This window comes from Pseudonocardia xishanensis (assembly GCF_039541715.1).
In the GTDB taxonomy this organism is placed as follows: Bacteria; Actinomycetota; Actinomycetes; order Mycobacteriales; family Pseudonocardiaceae; genus Pseudonocardia; species Pseudonocardia xishanensis.
In genome coordinates, this window is sequence record NZ_BAABGT010000033.1 from 1 (window position 1) to 20,396 (window position 20,396).

A 20,396-nucleotide genomic window follows, 5' to 3' on the forward strand; every position below is an offset into this window, starting at 1 on the left:
CGCGACACCACTCAAGCATCGCTCACGCACCTCCCGTCATTTGGGAGACACGCCCTAGTCGACTCGGCCGACCAGAGTGACGTCTTCGCAACGGATCCCCAGGCTGAGTTCCGAGCGGCGGGTGGAGGCCTTGCGCCGAGTCGGGATCCGCCGGGAGGAGTTGCACCGGCCTCCGGCAGCGTGAGACCGAAGGCGTCTGTCGGACGAGGCAAGGGGCGCAGCGGGGATGTCGGCAGTGGCGGCCCCGCGTCAGCCGACGGCGCGGTACTGGGTGGCGACTGCGCTGTGGACCTCGTTGCGGCGCAGCGTGTATGCGCTGAGGACCGAGTCCAGCTCGTCTCCACCCACGCCACCGTCGTGGCGGCTTGGGTCGTCGTGAGGTGGGCTGGTCAGCGCGGCGACGAGCGTGGCCCCGGCCTCGGCTTCGCGGCCGAGCTGATCGGCCAGCTCCACCGCGCCGTGTCGGCGGAGTCGGGCGTCGATGGCCGCCAGCTGCATTCGCGCGCGGCTCAGGTCGTGTTGGCGTTCGGCCGCGATGGCCGCGCGCTGGTCGACCTGGGTCTCGCGGTGCGCGCGGACCAGGGCGGCGATGAGCAGCGACTGCTGCTCACCTTCGGGCTGCGGGGGCCACATGGACATCACCGACCACCTCTCCTGATCCGGGTGATCCGCGTGCTTGGCGACGACGCCTTCGATACCCGCAGCCGGGTGCTCGGTCAGCCACGCCCGCGTGCTCTCCCGGTTCACCAGCGGCGTGACGGTCGTGGCGACGCACGACGGCGGCAAGCAGGTCGGGATCACCGCGACGTCGGCAGCCGCGTCGCGCAGTCCCTCGCCGACTCGCACACCGACCGCGTGTCCCGGACGTCCTCACACCGCGACACGACCGGGACGTGCGCTCTTGTTCACAGTTGCTCCACGCTACGCAGCATCGGCGCTGCCAGGCTCGCACCCATCGGTGGACTCTACGGGCGGTGCGCTCCCTCAGACGGCACCAACACTGGCGAGCTAGGAGGTGCGAGGTCCCTGTGTCATACGGGGTCGAGCATCCCGACGTCGTCGACGCCGCGGTGATCGGGGTGCCGGATGCGCGGTGGGACGAGTGCCCGTTGGCCGTCGTGGTACTGCGACCGGGCGCAGTACCAGTCCCGACGAGCTGCGCGACCTCCTTGCCGCGCGGGTCCCGCGCTGGTGGGCGCCAGAACCCTTCTCCGTCGTCACCGAGCTGCCGCGGACCAGCGTCGGGAAGCTCCACAAGTGTGGGCTGCGCGCCGGGTTCGGTGTCCTCGCCGTCGTCCAGGTGGGTCACGGCCGCGCCCCGTCCCCCGCCCTGTCCGGCCGGCCCGACCCACCCCTGACGCGTCGCCCGCCGGTTCGTGGCGGCGTCCACGGCCCGCGCCCACCAGCGTCCGCCCGCCTGGGCGACGCACGCCCACTGGAGGACCCATGTCCAGCACGTCAGCGCCCCCCGGACCGAGCCGGACCGAACTCGCGAGGGTGCGGTTCACGACCCTGATGGCTCAGTCGACCGAGTGGTTCGACTTCTTCCTCTACACGACCGCCGCCGCGATCGTGTTCCCGACCGTGTTCTTCTCGGCGGCGTTCAGCCCGCTGGCCGCCACCCTGTCGTCGTTCGCGACCGTGTCCGTCGGTTTCGTCGTGCGGCCGATAGGCGGCGCATTGTTCGGGCACTTCGGGGACAGCCGCGGGCGCAAGCCGGCGCTGGTCGTCGCGCTGCTGCTGATGGCCGCGAGCACGCTGCTCATCGCCGTGCTACCCGGGTTCGCCACTCTGGGCCTTGCGGCGCCGGTCCTGCTGACCCTGTTGCGCGTGCTGCAGGGCCTGGCGCTCGGCGGCCAGTGGGGCGGGGCGGTCCTGGTCGCCACCGAGTACGCGCCGCCCGGCAAGCGCGGCGCGTACAGCGCGTGGGCACAGGTGGGGCTCCCGATCGGGCTCGCGCTGTCCAGCGGGGCGTTCCTCGTCGTGGTGGGTCTGTTCGACCCGACCGCGTTCCTGGTCTGGGGCTGGCGCATCCCGTTCGTCATCGGCGGGCTGCTCGTGCTCGCCGCGCTGGCCATGCAGCTGCGCCTGCAGGAGACCCCGGCGTTCCGCAACCTGGCCGCGCAGGCGACGACCGTCCCGCGCTCGCCCGTCATCGAGGTCGTCCGCCGCTATCCCGGCCGGATCCTTGTCACGGTCGGGGTGTTCCTCGTCGTCGGCGGCTCGTTCTACGTCATCACCACGGGGACGCTCGCCTACGCCACCGGCACGCTCGGCATCGGGCGCCAGACGATGCTCCTCGCTATCATCGCGGGCGCGGCCCTGATGGCCGTGGTGATCTTCCCGGCCGCCTCGGCGAGCGACCGCTACGGCCGGCGCCGGGTGTTCGCCGTCGGCGTCCTCGTCTCGCTGGCATCGCTGGTGCCATTCGCCGCGCTGGTCGGCACCGGCGACCCGCTGCTGGCCGGGATAGGGGTCGCGATGGCGATGGGGCTCGGCGGCATCATGTACGGACCGACGGCGGTGATGTTCAGCGAGTCCTTCCCGGTGCGGCTGCGCTACAGCGGCGCCTCGTTGGGCTACCAGGTCTCCAACGTGGTCGGCGGTGGGATCGCCCCGCTCATCATGACCTCACTGCTCGCCGCCACCGGGTCGCTGCTGTCGGTGGTCCTGTACGTGGCGGTCATGGGCGTGATCACGCTGATCTCGCTGCGGCTGCTCGGCGCACCCGACGCAGAGCCCGACCCGGGCGGCACGCTGGCAGCGGCCACATGAACCCAGGTACTCGCACCTGTTCGCCCGCCTCGACCTCGGCTGCCTCACGCTGCCAACCGGGTGCTCATGGCGGTCGATGCACACCGGCATTGAGGACGACCCGGCCGACGCGCCGCGAAGTCGCCGACGGGCCCGACCCGTTGCTGGACAACCTCAGCCGGATCCCACTCGGCCAGCCCACGAATCCGTGGCCGCCCGCACCCCGACATGCTCGGCGGCCCGGGCGTTGGCTTCCGCCCCCATCGTTCCCGTCGTCTGAAAAGGAGAACGCCCGATGAATATGGCTCCGCTCGAAACCGTCACGGCAGTGGCGCATGAGGTCGTCAGGCTCTCGATCGACACGGGCGTGTCTTTTGACGACTTCCGCATCAGCTATGAGCGTGCCGTGCCGTCGTTCGATATCGATCGCTTCAGCAAGTTGGGGTCCGAACAGGTCAGTTGGGAAACCATTCTCGCCGCTACCGCCGAGAACGCACCGCACGGGTTCATCCGGTACTGGAGCTCCGACGTCGCAAGCCTGATGCGCCTGGCCGGAGACACCGGCTCTTGTACCACGTACCTTATGGGTAACCACACGATCGCCCAGCGCATGTACACTCACAACCCGGCCGTGATGCTCTACGCCCCACTGCGCACCGTCATTCACGAAGACGGACAGGGCATCTGCTGGTTCTCCATCGACCAGCCCAGTACCCGGTTCGCCAGCTTCGGCAACCCCAACATCACCATGGTAGGCCGGGAACTTGACGTCAAACTCGCGGACCTGCTGAGGTTCCTGGACATTCCAGTGCCACCCACACTGGCACCGTAATCCCGCAGACAGGCCCCTTGCAGCGGTGGCTTGGCCGGGGTGAGGGCCTGGTTGATGTGGAGCTGGGCGTGGCACGACTCGCACCGCTCCCATGTCAAGTCCCGGGCTTGATGGAGGCTCTGGGCTGTCCCGGATTCGGTGGAGTCTCGTGGCTGGAATCCAGGCCACGACGATCTTGCTCTGAGGCTCGAAGATCTCGTTCGCGCGCCGCAGCTCGGCATTCTCGGCGCGCAACCGCCGCAACTCGGCCGCCGCATCATCACCGTTCCCGACCGAGCCGGACCCGGAATCGGGCTCGCGCTCGGCGGCCTCGACCCAATTCCGGATCGTCGCCGGGTTGACGTCCAACAGCTCACCGACGTGTCGGCGCGCGGCCAGCTTCGACTCGCCGTGATCACGCAGACGGTCCTGGTAGAGGCGGACCGCGCGGGCACGGGTCTCCTCATCGAACTTCCGAGGTGCTCCCACAGCTCCAGTCTCCTTGCTAGATCAGGAGCCTCTCCACCGGCCAGGACGGTTCAACATGACAGGCAGCGATCAGCGGGCAGGCCTGGCTAGCAGCGCCGCTTACCGGGCGCGGGGCGGGCGCGAGGTGCTCGGGTGTGCGCCGGCGGGCCCGTCGCCGAGGGCAGGTCGTTCACTCCGCCGAGGTGCAGGAGATCTTCGACGCCGAGCTTGAGAGGCACGGTCTCCGGACGAGCAGGGCGTGATCGACTGAGGCTAGCCTTATCTCGCGGGCTCTGGAAATGTCTGGATCGTGGAGTATCCGCTGGACGTGTCGATGCGGCGCGTCGGTGAGCGCCCCGGTGCCGCGGGTGGTCTGTACGGCGCGCCGCCGTCGGATCCGGACCGCTGGATCCGGTGCGCGGAGGTCGACGCCGAGTGGTACCGCGGGTGGGAGGGTCGGATCGCCGCGTCGCTGCACGGTGAGTACGGGCGCACCGACGTCACGGCGGCGGCGGCGTTGGCGCTGATCTGGTACGCGGGGGTGCCTGGGCGCCTTGGCGGTGCGGCGTTCCGTGAGGCTCGGCGGGTCCCCCGGCTCGGGCGTGCCGAGGTAGCCTTCCGGCTCGGTCGGGACGAGCCGTTCATCGAGGGGTACGCGCTGTTGGACACGCGGTTCTGGTGTCTGCCGGACGACCCGGACGCCGCCCACCCGGCCGCCACCGTGGTGTCTGACGAGCGGGCGCTGGCGGCGCGGCTGCGCGCGGAGGTGGACGGGCACGCCGAAGGGTTCCTCCGCGATATCCGGCCGGGCGCCCGGCTTCCCCGCCGCGCCCTGCGGGGGGCGTTCTGCGACGGGATCGCCGTGGGGATCTGGGTCGCCGGGGACCAGAGCGCCGCGGCCGCCGAGGCGATCCTGCGCGACGCAGGGCTTCTGCTGTCCGGCGGGGTCGCCGAGCGTGGGACGACGTCGATGGACGTGGTGACCGACGTGCTCGGGCGGGACCACGTGTGCATGACCCGGGCGTGCTGCTGCTACCTGTTCCGGGTCGTCGACCATGGGCGCGCCTGTGCCACCTGCCCGCGGGTGCCTGCTCGCGAACGGCCACTCGTCCTCGCCCGCGACCACGAGCACGGTCACTGATGGCGGTGACGGTCGAGCACCGGCCCCGCTCGGGGTTCGGCGTGCTCGTCGACGCCTACCGGCTCCGCGGCCGGGCGGTGCTGGCGGGTTGGGTGTTCGGTGTGGGCTGGCAGGGCGTGCAGGTCCTGGCGCCGTTGGTCATCGCGGCGGCGGTGGACCACGGGATCCTCGGCCGGGACCCGTGGCGGCTGGGGCTGTGGTCCGCGGTCCTAGTGGGGTTGTGCGTGGTCGAGATGACGTTGACGGCGCTGCGGCACCGGTTCGCCATCATCCCCGCCGTCGAAGTCTCCCTGCGGCTGCGCGAGGACCTGCTGCGGCGGGTGCACCGCGCGGACCCGGGGACACGGCGGCGAGCGCCCGGCGATGTGGTCAGCCGAGCCACGTCGGACGTCGAGGCGGTCACCGGCCTGATCGACTTCACCCCGTCCACGGTGGCGTGCCTGACCTCAACTGCTGCGGTGACGGTCGCGCTGTCGGTGATCGACCCGCTCCTCGCCGCGGCGGTGCTGCTGCCGTTGCTGCCGGTCGGCGTCGTGTTCTGGTGGTGGAGCCGGCGGCTGGAGGCGGTGACCGAGACCCAGCAACGCTCGACCGCCGCCCTGGCCACGTCGGCCGAGGCCGAGCTGAGCCAGATCCGGGCGGTACACGGCCTCAACGCAGCGGGTCCCCTACACCTGCGGTGGGACGCGGTGGTGGAGACGGCGCGGCGGAACGGTCTGCGCGTGGGCAGGCTGCGTGCGCTGCTGCTGCCGGTCGTCGAGCTCCTGCGCGTGGCCGCGGTGGTCCTCGTGCTGCTGGTCGGGGCCGGGTTGCTCACCGCGGGCGCGCTCAGCGTCGGCGAGCTGCTCGCCGCGGTGACCTACGTGATCTACCTCGGTCCGCTGTTGTCACAGATCGGGGTGTTCCTCGCCCAGGCGCGGGGGACGCTCGCGTCGGCCGCGCGGCTCGCGTCGGCCGTCCCGCCCCCGAGACCGCGAACGGCGGCACCGTCGTTGCCGTCCGCCGGGCCCGCGGGCAGGCACCTGCGCGTGTCGGGGGTGACCGGCAATGGTCTTCGGCCGGTGGACCTCGACGTCCGCCCCGGCGAGGTGGTCGCCGCGCTCGGCGGGGTCGACGACGACCTCGCCGGGCTCGCTGAGATCCTCGCCGGGCGCCGCGTGCCGGTTGGTGGGCGGGTCCTGCTCGACGGGACGGACGTGACCGGGAAGCCGTCCGACGAGGTGGTGGTGGTCGAGCGCTCGTCGTTCCTGTTCTCGGGGACGGTCCGTGAGTCCGTGGTGTTCGCCCGCCCGGACGCCCCGGCCGGTGACCTGGCCGTCGCCCTGGCCCGCAGCGGTGCGGCGGAGGTCGTGGACTCGTTGGCCGACGGCCTCCAGACGGGCCTTCCCGCCGGGGCCACCAGCCTGTCCGGTGGCCAGCGCCAGCGACTCGCGCTGGCCAGGGCCCTGCTCGCCGATCCCACCGTGCTGATCTGTGTCGACGCGACCGCTGCCGTGGACCCCGCGACCGCCACGGCCGTGCTGGCCGGGCTGCGTGACCGTGGCCGGACGACCCTGGTGCTGACCACGGACCCGTCGACGGCTGAGCTCGCGGACCGCGCGGTCGACCTGCGTGCGATCGGCCGCGCCGAGGAGATGACCTGGTGAGCGTGGCGGTGGGCCCGCGGCGGTCGGTGTGCCGGTGGGCGAGGGGATCGGTGGTCCGCGCCGTGTTCCTCGCGGTGGTCGTCCTGGTGGGCGCTGCGGCCAGTGCGGCGACACCGCTGGTGATCGGTCGGGTGGTCGACCGGCTCGCCGCGGGCGAGCCCGTCATGGCCGTGGTGCCCCTGGTCGTGGTAGCCGGGGCGGCTGGTGCGGTCGCAGCGGTGCTGGTCGGTGTGCGGACCGTGGTGTCGCAGCGGATCGCCGAGGACGTTGTCGCCGCAGCCCGGCGCGACACCCATGTCGCGGTGATCGGGCAGAACCCCCTGCGGCTCGAGCGCGGGGCCCCGGGTGCGGCGCTCGCGGCGCTCACCGTCGACATCGAGGCCCTGCGCTCGGCGTTCCGCGAGGCGGTCCCGGAGGTCGTGGCGGCGGTCGCGCTGTTCGCCTGGGCGATGGTCGTCATGCTGTCCCTGTCGCCCCTGCTCACCGCCGTCGCCCTGCTGGGCGTGCCGTTCGTGGTGCTCGCCGGGATCCGGTTCCGGCGGGTCTCCCGGCCCGCCTACACCGACCAGCGCCGCGAGCTCGCGGCGACGGTCGGGCGGCTCGTCGAGGATCTGAACGGCGCGGACGCCGCCGTCGTCTTCGGCCGCGACGCGGACCGACGTGCCGCGCTCGCCGCGGGTCATCGGGCCTATCTCGACGCCGAGTACCGGGCGATGCGCGCCCGCAACCGCTTCTTCCCGCTGCTCGTCGGCGTCGAGGGCCTAGTCGTGGTCGCGGTGGTCTGCATCGGTGGGGCCATGGCGATGAACGGCGGGATCGGGCTCGGTGTCGTGGCGACCTTCGCCCTTGCGCTGGGGCAGGTGTTCGGCCCGCTGCGTCAGCTCTCGACCTGGGTGGACCTGCTCCAGGCGGCCTCGGTGGCACTGCGCCGCATCGCCGACGCGCACACCCCCGACGTGCCTTCGGCTGGGGCCTCCCGACCGCTGCCGGAGCGCGGGGACCTGGAGATGGACGGCGTCGGCTTCGGCTACTCGGCGGGCAGACCGGTCCTCGACGACGTGACGCTGCGGGTCCGCCCGGGAGAACGTGTCGCCCTGACCGGGCCCACCGGCGTCGGGAAGTCCACAGTGGCGCGCCTGCTGGTCCGCTGGATCGACCCCGACGTGGGCGCCGTCCGCTTCGGCGGCGTGGACCTGCGCGAGGCGGACCCCGCCGACCTGCGCAGGCGCGTGCTGTTCGTCCCGCAGGAAGGACTGCGCCTGCCCGGCACGGTGCGCGACGTCCTGGCGCTCATCGCCCCCGCGGCCACCGATGCTGCGATCGAGGCGGCGTTGACCGAGATCACCGGAGACCGCGTCCGGCCGGACGACGACACCGCTGCGCTCCCCGACGGGCACGCCCAGCTCGTCGTCCTGGCCGCGGTGCTGCTCGCCGACCCCGCGGCGGTGATCCTGGACGAGGCCACCTCCGCCCTCGACCCCGCGGTCGCCGCACACGTGGACGCGGCGCTGGACCGTGTGCGGGAGAGCCGTGCCGTGCTGGTGATCGCGCATCGGGCGGACACCGTCGCCCGGTGCGACCGCGAGCTGCGGCTCGACGGTGGTCGACTGCGACCGGGCGGCGACCGGGGCGAGGAGCGGATGACCTCAGCCGAGCAATGAGTACGCCTGGTCCCAGAGCCGGACGCACTCGTTCGCCGCGAGCACGGAGCCGCGGTTCGTACGGATGTCGGTGTGCACGACCCGACCCGCCCGCACGACGGGCAGCCGCGACCACAGCGGGCTGCTCTCCAGACCGGCACGCTGCTCCTCGGTGAAGGAGGCGACCAGGAGCACGTCGGCCTCGGTGAGCAGACCCAACTGCTCGCCACTGAACTCCGACATACCGCCGGGTGTGGAGGGGGCGACCTCCTCGATCGCGGGCACCGGCCTCCCGCCGAGGTCACGCAGGGTCCGGCCCTGCAGCAGGAATCCGTCGGACGGCGAGCTGTACCAGGCCCCGTCCGTCCCGGGCTGCAGCACCGCGACCGCGGCCTGCGCGAGTGCCGCGGCGTGCCGGTCGCGGAAGGCCCGGACGGACTCCTCGTAGCGTGCGATCGCGGCGGCGACCCGATCGCTGCGTCCGGTCCACCGCCCCGCGGCCTCCAGGTCCGGACGCCAGGTCGTCTCGTCGACCTCGACCGGCACCAGGGGCGCGAACCGGGCGAGCTCGGCGGCCACGGGCTCGATGTTGCTCGCCCGCCCGATGATCAGGTCGGGTCGCAGCGCCGCCACCATCTCGAGGTTCACCTGGCCGCCCGGCATCAGCTCGATGCCCTCGGCATCGAAGCCCACGAACGCCGCCGTGCGCCCCTGCGCGTCGACCGCGTTGTCGCCGAGCCCGACCGGGCGCGGCATGCCCAACACGACCGCCGTCTCCAGGTCCTGGCGGCCCTCCAGGACGATCACCCGCTGGGGAGCGAGCGGCACGTCGAACGTACCGAACGGGGTCTCCGCCCGGACGGTGTCGGAGCCGCCGCCTGCCGCCTCGGTCGAGTCGGGTCGGCCACAGCCCGCCGCGAGGACCGCCGCACCCGCGAGCCCGGCGAGGAACCCGCGACGTCCGAGCTCGTCCACCACCACCGCCGCCCAGCGTCGCTCGACCTCGTCCGACGACAGACCCGGCCTCAGATCCGGGCCCAGACGGTGGGCCTGCGGTACGGCGGTGGTGGCTGTCATCGACGGCTCCCGGGCTCTCGATCTCGACGGATAAGCACAGCCTAACCGAAGCTCCCGCCCGAGCCGGACATGATGATCGAGATCTCCCGGTGCCCGGTCAGACCGCGACAGCCGAGCGGGCTGGGCGTCGTGGCGGGCTCGCCGAAGGCGGCCCGCGCGCGGCCGGAGCGCAGCGGAGGGGGCTCGACCTGGGTCTCGCGGTGAGCGCGGACCAGGGCGGCGACGAGCAGCGGCCGCTGCTCACCTTCGGGCTGCGGGGCTGCACGGACATCACCGACCACCTCTCCCAGGTCCGATGACCGTGGCTAGTCGTTGTCCGAGGCGGTGTCACCGGCAGGCGGGGTCTCGGTGGATGCTGCGGTGCCAGCACCGCGGGTCGCGCGAGGTCGCCTCCCGCGCCTCGCCGGAGTGGGGGAGTCGGGTGCATCCACCCCAGCGGTGGCGGCGTCGAGCTGCTCGCGCAGTGCGGCGAGGTCGCGCTCGTGGCGGGTTTGGAGGTCCTCGGCCTGTGCGGCGGCGCGGGCGTTGGCGTCGTCGACGCGCTGCTGGGGCGTGGGCCCGGTCGGCGGCGAGCTGCTCGCGCAGCCCGTAGGTGGTGGCCTTCGCGGTGGCGACCTCTGCTCGCAGCTCCGAGGCGGTCTCGCGCTGACGGGCGGCGTCGTCCCGAGCGGAATCGAGCTGCGTCGTCAGGTCTGGTTCGCCCGGTCCATCCGATCGGCGCGCTGCTCGGCGACATCGGTGCGTCGGCTGAGCTCGGCGCGTTCCTGCTGCTCCTCGCCGAGGCGGCGCTCCAGGTGCTCGATCTCGGCCTTGGCCCCGGTCAGCTCCATCTGGAGCCGCTCACCCTCCCCGCGGGCGGCATAGAACTCCTGACGGGCCTGCTCCAGCTCCGTGTCTCGTTCGGCGAGCAGGGACTGGGTGTCCTCCAGCTCCTCGGTGACCCGGACGAGGTCCGCGCGGGACCGATCACGCTCGGCCTCGGTCTCCGCGACCGCGGTGCGCGCGGCGGTCACGGCACGGTCCCGCGCGGCCTCGGCCGCATCGACCTGGGCGCGAGCCTCGCGGTGTGCCGCGGTCACCTCCGCGTGCGCGGCGTCCGGGTCGGTCGCCGACGCCAGGGCATCCCCGAACCGGGCGAGCAGCCCGGACATGCGCTGCTCGTGGTCGCCGATGGTCGTGGCCACCTCGTCGCGCAGGGCCTCCATCGTCATCCGCGCCAACGACACCGGCCGGGTGTTCGCCGTCTCGCCGTCGGTTCCGCCCCGGGAACCGGGCGCGGGCAGCGTCAACTGACCGTTCGCCACCTTGTGGGCGGTGAGCCGAGTGTGCGGGACACCGTCGACGGTCTGCCCGCAGTACTTCGGCTTCCGCCCGACCCCGGAGTACTCCATGACGTTCGTGCAGCCGGGCAGCTCGCAGGTCAGCAGCTCCGCCGTGACGCCACCGGAGGACTCGCTCATGCGGAGGACCGGCGTGTCGGGAGTGGGGGACCCGCGTGTCGGGAGTGGGGGACTCGCGGGGTCAGCAGTTGCAGTCGCAGGAGCAGCAGTCGCAGTCCCCGCAGCAGTCGCAGCAGTCGCAGCTCATGTCCGTGCAGTCGCAGACGCCCTCGCAGGTCTCGTTGCGGCACCAGCCCTCGACCGGCTCGCCGGTCCAGGGGTGGGGGAAGGTGTCCGCGCAGCACATCCGGCAGGTGCAGAACAGGCCCACGGCGGCGGCGCAGCCGGGGACCAGACCGCGTTGCGGGCCGTGGCGGGGGGCCCTGCCCCGCTTCCTCCTCGTGCTGCCGTCCTCGTCCGGGTCGGCGGCGGCGTGGGCGAAGGCGTGGCCGATGGAGCGGTTGAGCTCGTGGACCAGCAGCCGGTGCGCGAGGCGCCGCCGCGACCAGCGCACCTCGTCGAGGGCGAGTCGGACCCCGAGGGCGGCGTCGTCCGCCAGGGCGCGGGCGGCGGTCAGGTCGGTTCCGGTGGCTGCGAGGGGGTTCCACGCGCCGGTGGCGGCGTCCGCGCGGAGGTCCTCGACGGCGTCCAGCAGGTGGGCCAGCCGACCGAACAGGCGGCCGACCTCGGCGAGGGGTGCGGCGTTGTCCGGCCACCCGGCCAGCACGGCGGTGTGCGCGAACGCGGCGGCCGTGGCGGTCTCGGTGGGCTCGGTGACGGTCAGCAGGGAGCTCCCGGAGCGCTCGAGCCCGGGTTGGCGGGCGACCGCGTCCAGCAGGACGGCCGAGCTCAGCTCCAGGTCCGCTGCGGTGCCCGCCGCGCGGCGCGACCAGCCGCCCGCCACCCGTCGGGCCGCCGCGGCGACCGAGCGGCGGGCGTACGGGCCGTCCCCGTCCGCGGCGTGGTCGGCCAGGGTGGCGGAGGCCAGGATCAGCGAGACGGTGGCCGCCAGGCGGGCGCCCTCACCCGTCGCGACGGACTGCCGCCGCATCCCGCGCAACGGGCACGGACCGGCGGTGCGCCGCCCGGCGGGGGCCTGCGCGTCCAGCAGGACGGAGATCAGCAGCCCGTCGTAGTTGGTGGCGAGCCGGGCGGCCTGGCCGTGGTCGTCCCGCAGGGCGTAGCAGAGGCCGCAGAGGTGGCCCATCCACTCGGTGCGCAGGGCGGGGGACAGGGTGTGCCGGCAGGGCCGGATCATGCCGAACACGCGCCGGAGGATAGCGATCACCGGGACACAGTGGAAATACCTGGTGGCGCCGGAGGATCCGGGGCTACCGTCCGCGGATGCCCTCCACCGGCGCGATCCTGGCGTTCCTCGCGGCGTCGCTGGTCCTCGTGCTCATCCCGGGACCGAGCGTGCTGTTCATCGTGGGGCGGGCGCTCGCGCACGGCAGGCGCGCGGCGCTGACCAGCGTCGCGGGCAACACCGCGGGCGTGGCGATCCTGGTGGTCCTGGTCGCGACGGGCCTCGGGGCGATCGCCGCCGCGTCCGCCACGGTCTTCACCGTGATCAAGTTCGCGGGTGCGGGCTACCTCGTCTGGCTGGGCGTGCAGACCTTCCGGCGCCGCGGCGACCTGGTGACCGCGCTCGGGGCCCCGGCGGTGCCCGCGGACCGGCGGGTGTTCCTGCAGGGGGTGGTCGTCGGACTGACCAACCCCAAGGCGCTGGTGTTCTTCGCCGCCGTCCTCCCGCAGTTCCTCGGCCCGCACGCCCCGCACCCCGCCGCCCAGCTGCTGGTCTTCGGGCTCCTCTTCTGCGCGACGGCGGCGGTGCTGGACTCGGCGTGGGGCCTCGCCGCGGGCGCGGCGCGGGACTGGTTCGCGACCAGCCCCGGGCGGCTGCGCGCGCTGGGCGGGACCGGCGGGCTCGTGCTGGTCGGGATGGGTGTGGGGCTCGCGCTGACCGGGCGTCGGGATTAACACCGGCCCCCGCACCACCGAGTGGCTCCAGTGGAAGCCGGCCCAGCCGTGCGGCCGGCGCGCGGAGGGGGCTGTCGATGCAGATCGCGATGATCGGGCTGGGCCGGATGGGGGCCAACATGGTCCGCAGGCTGCTGCGGGCCGGCCACGAGTGCCACGTGTACGACGTCTCGGCCGAGGCCGTCGCCGGACTGGTCGCCGAGGGCGCCCGCGGGGCCGGGTCCGTCGAGGAGCTGGTCGGGGGCCTGGAGGCGCCCCGCACGGTGTGGCTCATGCTGCCTGCCGCGATCACCGGGGACTCCGTCACCGGGCTGCTCGGGCTGCTCGACCCCGGGGACGCGATCGTCGACGGCGGCAACTCCTCCTACCGGGACGACATCGACCGCGCCGAGACCGCCGCCGCGCAGGGGATCGACTACGTCGACTGCGGCACCAGCGGCGGCGTCTGGGGCCTCGAGCGCGGCTACTGCCTGATGATCGGCGGGCCGGACCGCGCGGTGTCGCGGATCGAGCCGGTGTTCGCCGCGCTGGCCCCGGGCGTCGACGCGGCGCCGCGCACCCCCGGCGCGACGGGCGACCCGTCGCCCGCCGAACAGGGCTGGCTCCACTGTGGACCGTCCGGCGCCGGGCACTTCGTGAAGATGGTCCACAACGGCATCGAGTACGCGCTGATGGGCGCCTACGCCGAGGGTCTGAACATCATCAGGAACGCAGGCGTCGGCGTCCGCGCGGCCGAGGTCGACGCGGAGACCGCACCCCTGCGGGAGCCGCGGTACTACCCGTTCGACGGCATCGACCTCCCGGCCGTCGCGGAGGTGTGGCGGCGCGGCAGCGTCGTCGGGTCGTGGCTGTTGGACCTGACTGCGGAGGCGCTGCGGTCCGATCCGGGGCTGGAGCAGTTCGCCGGGCGGGTGTCGGACTCCGGCGAGGGCCGCTGGACCTCCATCGCCGCGATCGAGGAGGGCGTGTCCGCGCCGCTGCTCACCGCCGCGCTCTACAGCCGCTTCGCCTCGCGGGGCAGCGAGCTGTTCGCGGACAAGGTCGAGTCCGCCCAGCGGCTGGGCTTCGGCGGGCACCTCGAGAAGTCGGGCTCGTGAGCACCCCGGCGGACGTCCTGGTCCTGTTCGGTGTGACCGGGGACCTGGCCAGGAAGAAGATCCTGCCCGCGCTCTACCGGCTGACCGAGCGCGGCGAGCTGACGGTGCCGGTGGTCGGGGTCGCGCTCACCGACTGGGACGACGAGAAGCTGCGCGGGCACGTCGCCGACAGCGTCCACGCTGCGATCCCGGACGTCGACGCCGCGGTCCTGGGCAGGCTCCAGGCCGCGACGCACCTGGTCGCGGGGGACTACGCGGACCCCGGCACATTCGCCGCGCTGGCGAAGGCCGTGCCCGACGGGGCCTTCGCGGTGCACTACCTCGCCGTGCCCCCGTCCCTGTTCGGAACCGTGGCGGACGGGCTCGCCGCCGTCGGGCTGGCGGAGCGCGCGCGGCTGGTCGTCGAGAAGCCGTTCGGGCACGACCTGGCCTCGGCCGAGGCGCTCGACGCGCTGCTCGCCACGCACTACTCCGAGGACCAGCTGTTCCGGGTGGACCACTTCCTCGGCAAGGAGCCCGTCGAGGACCTGCTGGTCCTGCGGTTCGCGAACACGCTGCTGGAACCCCTGTGGAGCAGGCAGTGGATCGACCGCATCGAGATCACCATGGCCGAGGACTTCGACGTCGCCGACCGCGGCTCGTTCTACGACGCCGTCGGCACGGTGCGCGACGTCGTGCAGAACCACCTCCTGCAGGTCATGGCCTACCTGCTGATGGACGCCCCGCTGAGCGACGCCGCGGACGACCAGCGGGACGCCAAGCACGCCCTGTTGCGCGCGGTCCGCACGCTGGACCCCGCCGAGGTGGTGCGCGGCCGGTACGCGGGCTACCTCGACACCCTGGGCGTCGCCGCGGACTCGACGACGGAGACCTACGTGGCCGCCACGTTCCACGTCGACAACTGGCGGTGGTCGGGGGTGCCGGTGCACCTGCGCGCGGGCAAGGAGCTGCCGGTCACGGTGCTGGACGTCGTCGCGGTGCTGAAGCCGCCACCGCGCCCGCTGTTCGGGGTCGAGCGGCCGGACCGGATCCGGTTGCGCCTGCAGGCAGGCGCCGGGGTCACGTTCACCCTGCTGGCGAAGCGGCCCGGCGCGGGCGACGTCCCGGTGGAGATCCCCGTGGCCGCGGACTTCCGGCAGGTCCTGGGCGCGATGCACGAGCCCTACGAACGGATCTTCGCCGACGCGCTGGCAGGCGACCCCGCCCACTTCGCGCGGATGGACACGATCGAGGAGGCCTGGCGGATCGTCGGGCCGATCCTGGACGCCGCCGACGAGCCCCTCGAGTACGCGCGGGGGTCGTGGGGGCCTGCGCCCGCCGCGGCCGTGCCGGGCCCGCAGGGGTGGGTGGAGTTGCCCCCGCCCGGGGCCTGACGGGGTCGTCCGGCAGGCGCGCCCGCCGATGGTCCGGACCGTCACGGGAACCACCTCGGAGTCTCCGGTCGCCGGCGGGTCACGCCCTCCTGGGAGACTCCTCCGCGTGGTGCCATCGGAGATCCAGACCGTGCTCGACGGGTTCACCGCTCGTCCCGCCGAGCTGGCGGCGGCGGGCGCGGCGCTCCTCGTCGTGTTGTGGACGCTGAGCTGGCGGATGACCCGCACCGTCGTGACCATCGCCCACGAGGGCGGGCACGCGCTGGTCGCGGTGCTGGTCGGGCGCGGGCTGACCGGCATCCGGCTGCACGCGGACACCTCCGGCGTCACGCACTCGACGGGCGCGGGCCGCGGACCCGGCGTGGTGCTGATGTTCTTCGCCGGGTACGTCTTCCCGCCGCTGCTCGGGCTCGGCGGCGCCGCGCTCGTCGCCGCCGGACACTCGGACGTGCTGCTCTGGCTCGGGGTCGGGCTGCTGGTCGCGACGCTGATCCACATCCGGAACGCGTTCGGCGCGTTCGTCGTGCTCGTGACGGGCGCGGTCCTGGGCGCCGTGGCCTGGTGGGCGCCGCCGCAGTGGCAGGCCGGGTTCGCGGCGGCGCTGTGCTGGTTCCTGCTGTTCGGGGGCCTGCGGGCGGTGCGGGAGCTGCAGCGGTCGCGCCGCCGCAGGCGGACCACCACCTCCGACGCCGACCAGCTCGCGGCCATCACCCACCTACCGGGCGGAATGTGGACCGTCGTGTTCGGATTGACGGGACTGGCGGCTACCGGCGCCGCCGCCTGGATCGTGTTCGGCTAGCTCGTGATCGACCCGAGAGGACCGTGTCAGTGCCCGAGGACTTCAACGCCCGCGTCATCCGTGAGTTCCGCGAGAACGACGGCAAGGTCGGCCCGCCCTTCGAGGGCGCGCCGATGATCCTCATCCACCACAGGGGGGCGAAGTCCGGCGAGGTCCGGACCACCCCGCTCGTGTACTTCACGGACTCCGACGACGTCGTGATCGTCGCGTCCGCGGCGGGCGCGCCGTCGCACCCCGCCTGGTACCACAACCTCAAGGCCAACCCCCAGATCGCGGCGGACATCGCCACCGCGGACGGGGTCGACAGCGCGACCGTCGAGGCGTCGGAGATCACCGGCGACGCGCGGGACTCGCTGTGGGAGAAGATCGTCGAGACCAACCCCGGCTTCGGTGACTACGCCGAGAAGACCAAGGGCATCCGGACCATCCCGCTGTTCCGGCTGAGCCGAGCGGCCTGACCTCAGGTTTCCCTCAGGCTTCGGTTTCGCCCGACGGCGTGCGGCCGGGTCTACTCGTGACCTCCCGTCGGAAGGTGCTGTGAGTGACCCGGCTCGCCCGTCTCAGCCTGCGCAACAGGGCCCTCGTCGGCCTGGTCACCGTGCTGCTCGTCGCGTTCGGCGTGCTGAGCACGACGTCGTTGCGCCAGGAGCTGTTCCCGTCACTGGACGTGCCGGTCGCGACGGTGGTCACGCCGTACGCCGGGGCGTCGCCGGGGGTCGTCGAGGAGCAGGTGACCACTCCGGTCGAGCAGGCGCTCGGCGCGCTCACCGGGGTCACCGGCACCCGATCGACCAGCACCACCGGCTCCAGCGTGGTCACCCTGGAGCTGGAGTACGGCACCGACGTCGCCGACCTGACCTCCCGCGCCCAGCGGGCGCTCCAGGGCGTGACGCTGCCCGCGGACGTCACGCCGCAGGTGGTCACCGGGGGCATCGACTCGCTGCCGGTGCTGCAGCTCGCGGTGTCGTCGGACCTCGGGGCCGACCGCATCGCCGAGGTGCTGCGCACGGACGTCCAGCCGTTCCTGCAGGGCCTCGACGGGGTCTCCGGGGTCACCCTCTCCGGGCTCGCCACCGAACAGGTCGTGATCGACGTCGACCCGGCCGCCGCCGCGGCGCGGGGTGTCTCGGTCGCGTCGATCTCGTCCGTGCTGCAGGCCAACGGCGTGCGGGTGCCCGCGGGACAGCTGACGCCGGACACGGCGCCGCTGTCGGTCGAGGTGGGGTCGCCGATCACGTCGGTGGAGCAGGTCGCGGACCTGTACGTGAGCGGCGGTGCCGCGGGAGCGTCCACGGGGGGAGCCGGGGCCGCCTCGGGTGGGGCTGCGTCGGGTGGGGCCGCTACGGGTGGGGCCGCTACGGGTGGGGCTGCGTCGGGTGGGGCCGCCTCGGGTGGGGCGGCGGCCGGTGGCGCGGCCGGGGGGAGCACGACCGGGGTGGGCGCGGCGCCCGTGCGGCTGGGTGACATCGCGACCGTGAGCTCCCAGCCCACGCCCGCGACCGCCTACACCCGGACCAACGGTGCGCCCAGCATCGGGATCGGGGTCACCAGGACACCCGACGCGAACACCGTCGCGGTGTCCGACGAGGTGCGCGCGGCGCTGCCCCGCATCGTCGACTCCCTCGGCGGCGCGGCCCGGAACGCCCAGGTCACGGTGGTGTTCGACCAGGCGCCGTTCATCCAGCAGTCCGTGGACGACCTCACCACCGAGGGCCTGCTGGGTCTGCTCTTCGCGGTCCTGGTGATCCTGGTGTTCCTGCTGAACGTGCGGGCCACGCTGATCACCGCGATCTCCATCCCGCTGTCCGTACTGATCACCATGATCGTGCTGGACGTCGGCGGCTACACGCTCAACATCCTCACCCTCGGCGCGCTCACGGTGGCGATCGGGCGGGTGGTGGACGACTCCATCGTCGTCATCGAGAACATCACCCGACACGTCGGCGAGGGCAGGCCGAGCGCGGCGACGGTGGTCGACGCGGTGCGCGAGGTGGCGGGGGCGATCACCGCCTCGACGATCACCACGGTCGCCGTGTTCGCGCCGATCGGGCTGGTCGGCGGCCAGGTGGGGGAGCTGTTCCGGCCCTTCGCCGTGACGGTCACCGCGGCACTGCTGGCGTCGCTGCTCGTCTCGCTGACCGTGGTGCCGGTGCTGGCCGCGGCGGTGTTGCGGGGGCGGCGGCGGAAGGCCTCGGCTGCGGGCGGGGCGGTGCGCGGTCCGGGGGACCACGAGGAGCCGACCCGGATGCAGCGCGGGTACCTGCCCGTCCTGCGGGCGGCGATCCGGCGGCCCGTGGTCTCGCTGCTGATCGCGGTCCTGATCCTCGGCGGCACCCTCGCGCTGGTCCCGCAGCTGACCACCAACTTCCTCGGCGACGCGGGCGGCGACACGGTCTCGCTCAGCCAGGAGATGCCACCCGGCACCGGGCTCCCGCAGGCGGACGCCGCGGCGCGCCGGGTCGAGGACGTCGTCCGCGCGACGCCGGGCGTGCAGAGCTACCAGGTCACCGTCGGGTCGAGCGGGCGCACGTTCGGGCCGCCCGGGGGCTCCTCCGGGGTGAGCCCGACCCGCTTCTCGATCACCCTCGCCGACGGCGCCGACTCGACCGCCGTCCAGGAGGACCTGCGCACCCGCGTCGCCGGGCTCAGTGGGGTCGGCGAGCTGACCGTGGCCGCGGGCCAGGGCGGGCTCGGCGGCAGCGACCTGCAGGTCGCGGTGCGCGCAGAGGACCCGCAGGTGCTGGCCGCGGCCGCGCAGCAGGTGCAGCAGGCCGTCGCCGGGATCCCGGGGGTCGGGGACGTCCGCAACGACCTGGCCGCCGCCCAGCCGACCGTGGACGTCCGGGTGGACAGGCGGGCGGCGGCCGCCGCCGGGCTGACCGAGGCGCAGGTGGGTCAGACCGTGTCCGCCGCGCTGCGGGGCTCGACGATCGGCAGGTTGACGGTCGACGGGGTGGAGCAGGCCGTCGTCGTGCGGGCGGGGGAGCCGCCGACGGACGTGCCGTCGCTGCGGGCGCTGCCCGTCGGCCGGACGACCCTCGCCGAGATCGCCGAGGTCACGGAGACCTCCACTGCGCCCGTCGTGACCCACACCGACGGGACCCGCTCGGCCACCGTCACCGCCCGCCCCGCGAGCGACGACGTCGGTGCCGCCACCCGGTCCCTGCGCGAGACCGTCGACGGGCTGAGCCTGCCCGCGGGGGCGACCGCCGAGATCGGCGGCGTGTCGACCCAGCAGGACGACGCGTTCGCCCAGCTCGGCCTGGCCCTGCTCGCCGCGATCGCCGTGGTCTACCTGGTCATGGTCGCGACCTTCCGCAGCCTGGTGCAGCCGCTGATCCTGCTCGTGTCGGTGCCCTTCGCCGCGACGGGCGCGATCGGGCTGCTGCTGCTCACCGGGACCCCGCTCGGTGTGCCCGCGCTGATCGGGATGCTCATGCTCGTCGGCATCGTCGTGACGAACGCGATCGTGCTGATCGACCTGGTCAACCAGTACCGCAGGGCCGGGCGGGGGATCGAGGGCGCCGTGCTGGACGGCGCGGCGCAGCGGCTGCGGCCCATCGTCATGACCGCCGTGGCCACGATCATGGCGCTGCTGCCGATGTCGCTGGGACTCACGGGCGGCGGGGTGTTCATCTCGCAACCGCTCGCCATCGTGGTGATCGGCGGCCTGGTGAGCTCCACCCTGCTCACCCTCGTCCTCGTCCCGGTGCTCTACGTCCTGCTCGAGCGCCTCCGCACCCGCCTCCGCCGCACCCCCGACCCCACGACCCGCGAGTCCGACACCCAGGCTCGCGAGTCCGACAGCCAGGCTCCCGAGTCGGGCGCCCTGGCGCGCGAGCCCGGCAGCGGCACGCACCGGGCGCACGCCGCGCCTGCGGCGGAGCCGCACCGCGACACCCCGCCCGAGATCCCGCAGGGTCCCGGCGTGCACGGTGTCGTCGGGACGGGCGGGGAGCCGGTGGGCGGTGCGTCGGTCGTCGTGTTCGACCAGGCCGGGGACCAGCTCGGCGCGACCCGGGCCGACGGTCTCGGCCGCTACGCGGTCGGGCTCCCGCGCGGGGACGAGTACCTGGTCGTCGCGCACGCGCCGGGGCGGGAGCCTGCGGCCGCCTGGGTGTCGGGCGGGCCGACGTCGACCCGGCACGATCCGGCGATCGACGCGTCCGCGCCCGCGGACCAGGGCGTGACCTGACCTCAATCCCCGGCCAGGGAGCGGAGCGTCCCGGGG

General features: G+C 73.6%; 17 protein-coding genes and 1 pseudogene. 13 read left to right on the top strand and 5 right to left on the bottom strand.

The window, feature by feature from the left end:
- Positions 1–249: 249 nt before the first annotated feature.
- Complete coding sequence (locus ABD993_RS14850) at positions 250–846, bottom strand: hypothetical protein (protein ID WP_345417641.1); 597 nt, start codon at positions 844–846, stop codon at positions 250–252.
- Between the two features lie 182 nt (positions 847–1,028).
- On the opposite strand from ABD993_RS14850, the gene ABD993_RS14855 reads away from it, so the two are divergent.
- The 3 genes from ABD993_RS14855 to ABD993_RS14865 all read left to right on the top strand — a co-directional run bounded on the left by ABD993_RS14855 (position 1,029) and on the right by ABD993_RS14865 (position 3,586).
- Positions 1,029–1,358 (top strand): AMP-binding enzyme, encoded by a 330-nt coding sequence (locus ABD993_RS14855; RefSeq protein WP_425569004.1) that lies wholly within the window; start codon positions 1,029–1,031, stop codon positions 1,356–1,358.
- A 157-nt stretch (positions 1,359–1,515) separates the two neighbouring features.
- On the top strand, positions 1,516–2,775 hold the full coding sequence (locus tag ABD993_RS14860) for an MFS transporter (protein WP_345417644.1): 1,260 nt from the start codon (positions 1,516–1,518) through the stop codon (positions 2,773–2,775).
- Positions 2,776–3,055: 280 nt separating this feature from the next.
- The gene (locus tag ABD993_RS14865) at positions 3,056–3,586 is read left to right on the top strand and encodes a DUF302 domain-containing protein (RefSeq protein ID WP_345417647.1); all 531 of its coding nucleotides are present in this window, start codon (positions 3,056–3,058) and stop codon (positions 3,584–3,586) included.
- A 210-nt stretch (positions 3,587–3,796) separates the two neighbouring features.
- On the opposite strand, the pseudogene ABD993_RS14870 reads toward ABD993_RS14865, so the two are convergent.
- Positions 3,797–4,054: pseudogene (locus tag ABD993_RS14870) on the bottom strand (transposase); the annotation flags it as partial.
- Between the two features lie 289 nt (positions 4,055–4,343).
- On the opposite strand from ABD993_RS14870, the gene ABD993_RS14875 reads away from it, so the two are divergent.
- From ABD993_RS14875 to ABD993_RS14885, 3 genes are read left to right on the top strand one after another with little or no spacing between them, the layout of a single operon-like run.
- Positions 4,344–5,174: an iron-sulfur protein gene (locus ABD993_RS14875; RefSeq protein ID WP_345417650.1), complete on the top strand. Its 831-nt coding sequence runs from the start codon at positions 4,344–4,346 to the stop codon at positions 5,172–5,174.
- Positions 5,174–6,820 carry an ABC transporter transmembrane domain-containing protein gene (locus tag ABD993_RS14880; protein ID WP_345417653.1) on the top strand — a complete coding sequence of 549 codons (1,647 nt, stop codon included), beginning with the start codon at positions 5,174–5,176 and terminating at the stop codon, positions 6,818–6,820. Before ABD993_RS14875 ends, ABD993_RS14880 begins: the two co-directional genes overlap by 1 nt.
- Entirely contained in the window at positions 6,817–8,481 is a 1,665-nt protein-coding gene (locus tag ABD993_RS14885) for an ABC transporter transmembrane domain-containing protein (protein ID WP_345417656.1), read from the top strand. Before ABD993_RS14880 ends, ABD993_RS14885 begins: the two co-directional genes overlap by 4 nt.
- Here the strand turns inward: ABD993_RS14885 and ABD993_RS14890 are convergent.
- Positions 8,467–9,537: an ABC transporter substrate-binding protein gene (locus ABD993_RS14890; protein ID WP_345417659.1), complete on the bottom strand. Its 1,071-nt coding sequence runs from the start codon at positions 9,535–9,537 to the stop codon at positions 8,467–8,469. The genes ABD993_RS14885 and ABD993_RS14890 overlap by 15 nt on opposite strands.
- An 89-nt stretch (positions 9,538–9,626) precedes the next feature.
- On the opposite strand from ABD993_RS14890, the gene ABD993_RS14895 reads away from it, so the two are divergent.
- Positions 9,627–9,836: a hypothetical protein gene (locus tag ABD993_RS14895; protein WP_345417662.1), complete on the top strand. Its 210-nt coding sequence runs from the start codon at positions 9,627–9,629 to the stop codon at positions 9,834–9,836.
- A gap of 387 nt (positions 9,837–10,223) precedes the next feature.
- Here the strand turns inward: ABD993_RS14895 and ABD993_RS14900 are convergent, their stop codons facing one another.
- Together ABD993_RS14900 and ABD993_RS14905 are read right to left on the bottom strand one after the other, a co-directional pair.
- Positions 10,224–10,997 (bottom strand): hypothetical protein, encoded by a 774-nt coding sequence (locus tag ABD993_RS14900; protein WP_345417665.1) that lies wholly within the window; start codon positions 10,995–10,997, stop codon positions 10,224–10,226.
- Positions 10,998–11,058: 61 nt separating this feature from the next.
- A complete protein-coding gene (locus ABD993_RS14905) occupies positions 11,059–12,174 on the bottom strand; it encodes a DUF5685 family protein (protein ID WP_345417870.1) in 1,116 nt (371 codons plus the stop codon).
- Positions 12,175–12,260: 86 nt separating this feature from the next.
- Between ABD993_RS14905 and ABD993_RS14910 the strand changes: the two genes are divergently transcribed.
- The 6 genes from ABD993_RS14910 to ABD993_RS14935 all read left to right on the top strand — a co-directional run bounded on the left by ABD993_RS14910 (position 12,261) and on the right by ABD993_RS14935 (position 20,360).
- Positions 12,261–12,896 carry a LysE family translocator gene (locus ABD993_RS14910; RefSeq protein WP_345417668.1) on the top strand — a complete coding sequence of 212 codons (636 nt, stop codon included), beginning with the start codon at positions 12,261–12,263 and terminating at the stop codon, positions 12,894–12,896.
- A gap of 77 nt (positions 12,897–12,973) precedes the next feature.
- Entirely contained in the window at positions 12,974–13,993 is a 1,020-nt protein-coding gene (gnd, locus tag ABD993_RS14915) for a phosphogluconate dehydrogenase (NAD(+)-dependent, decarboxylating) (RefSeq protein WP_345417671.1), read from the top strand.
- Positions 13,990–15,366: a glucose-6-phosphate dehydrogenase gene (zwf, locus tag ABD993_RS14920; RefSeq protein WP_345417674.1), complete on the top strand. Its 1,377-nt coding sequence runs from the start codon at positions 13,990–13,992 to the stop codon at positions 15,364–15,366. The genes gnd and zwf overlap by 4 nt, the downstream gene beginning before the upstream one ends.
- A 106-nt stretch (positions 15,367–15,472) precedes the next feature.
- Positions 15,473–16,165, top strand: coding sequence for a M50 family metallopeptidase (locus ABD993_RS14925; protein ID WP_345417677.1), 693 nt, complete (start codon positions 15,473–15,475; stop codon positions 16,163–16,165).
- 29 nt (positions 16,166–16,194) lie between these two features.
- On the top strand, positions 16,195–16,623 hold the full coding sequence (locus ABD993_RS14930) for a nitroreductase/quinone reductase family protein (protein ID WP_345417680.1): 429 nt from the start codon (positions 16,195–16,197) through the stop codon (positions 16,621–16,623).
- Between the two features lie 83 nt (positions 16,624–16,706).
- Positions 16,707–20,360, top strand: a complete 3,654-nt coding sequence (locus tag ABD993_RS14935; protein WP_345417683.1) for an efflux RND transporter permease subunit — start codon at positions 16,707–16,709, stop codon at positions 20,358–20,360.
- The last annotated feature ends 36 nt before the right edge of the window (positions 20,361–20,396 follow it).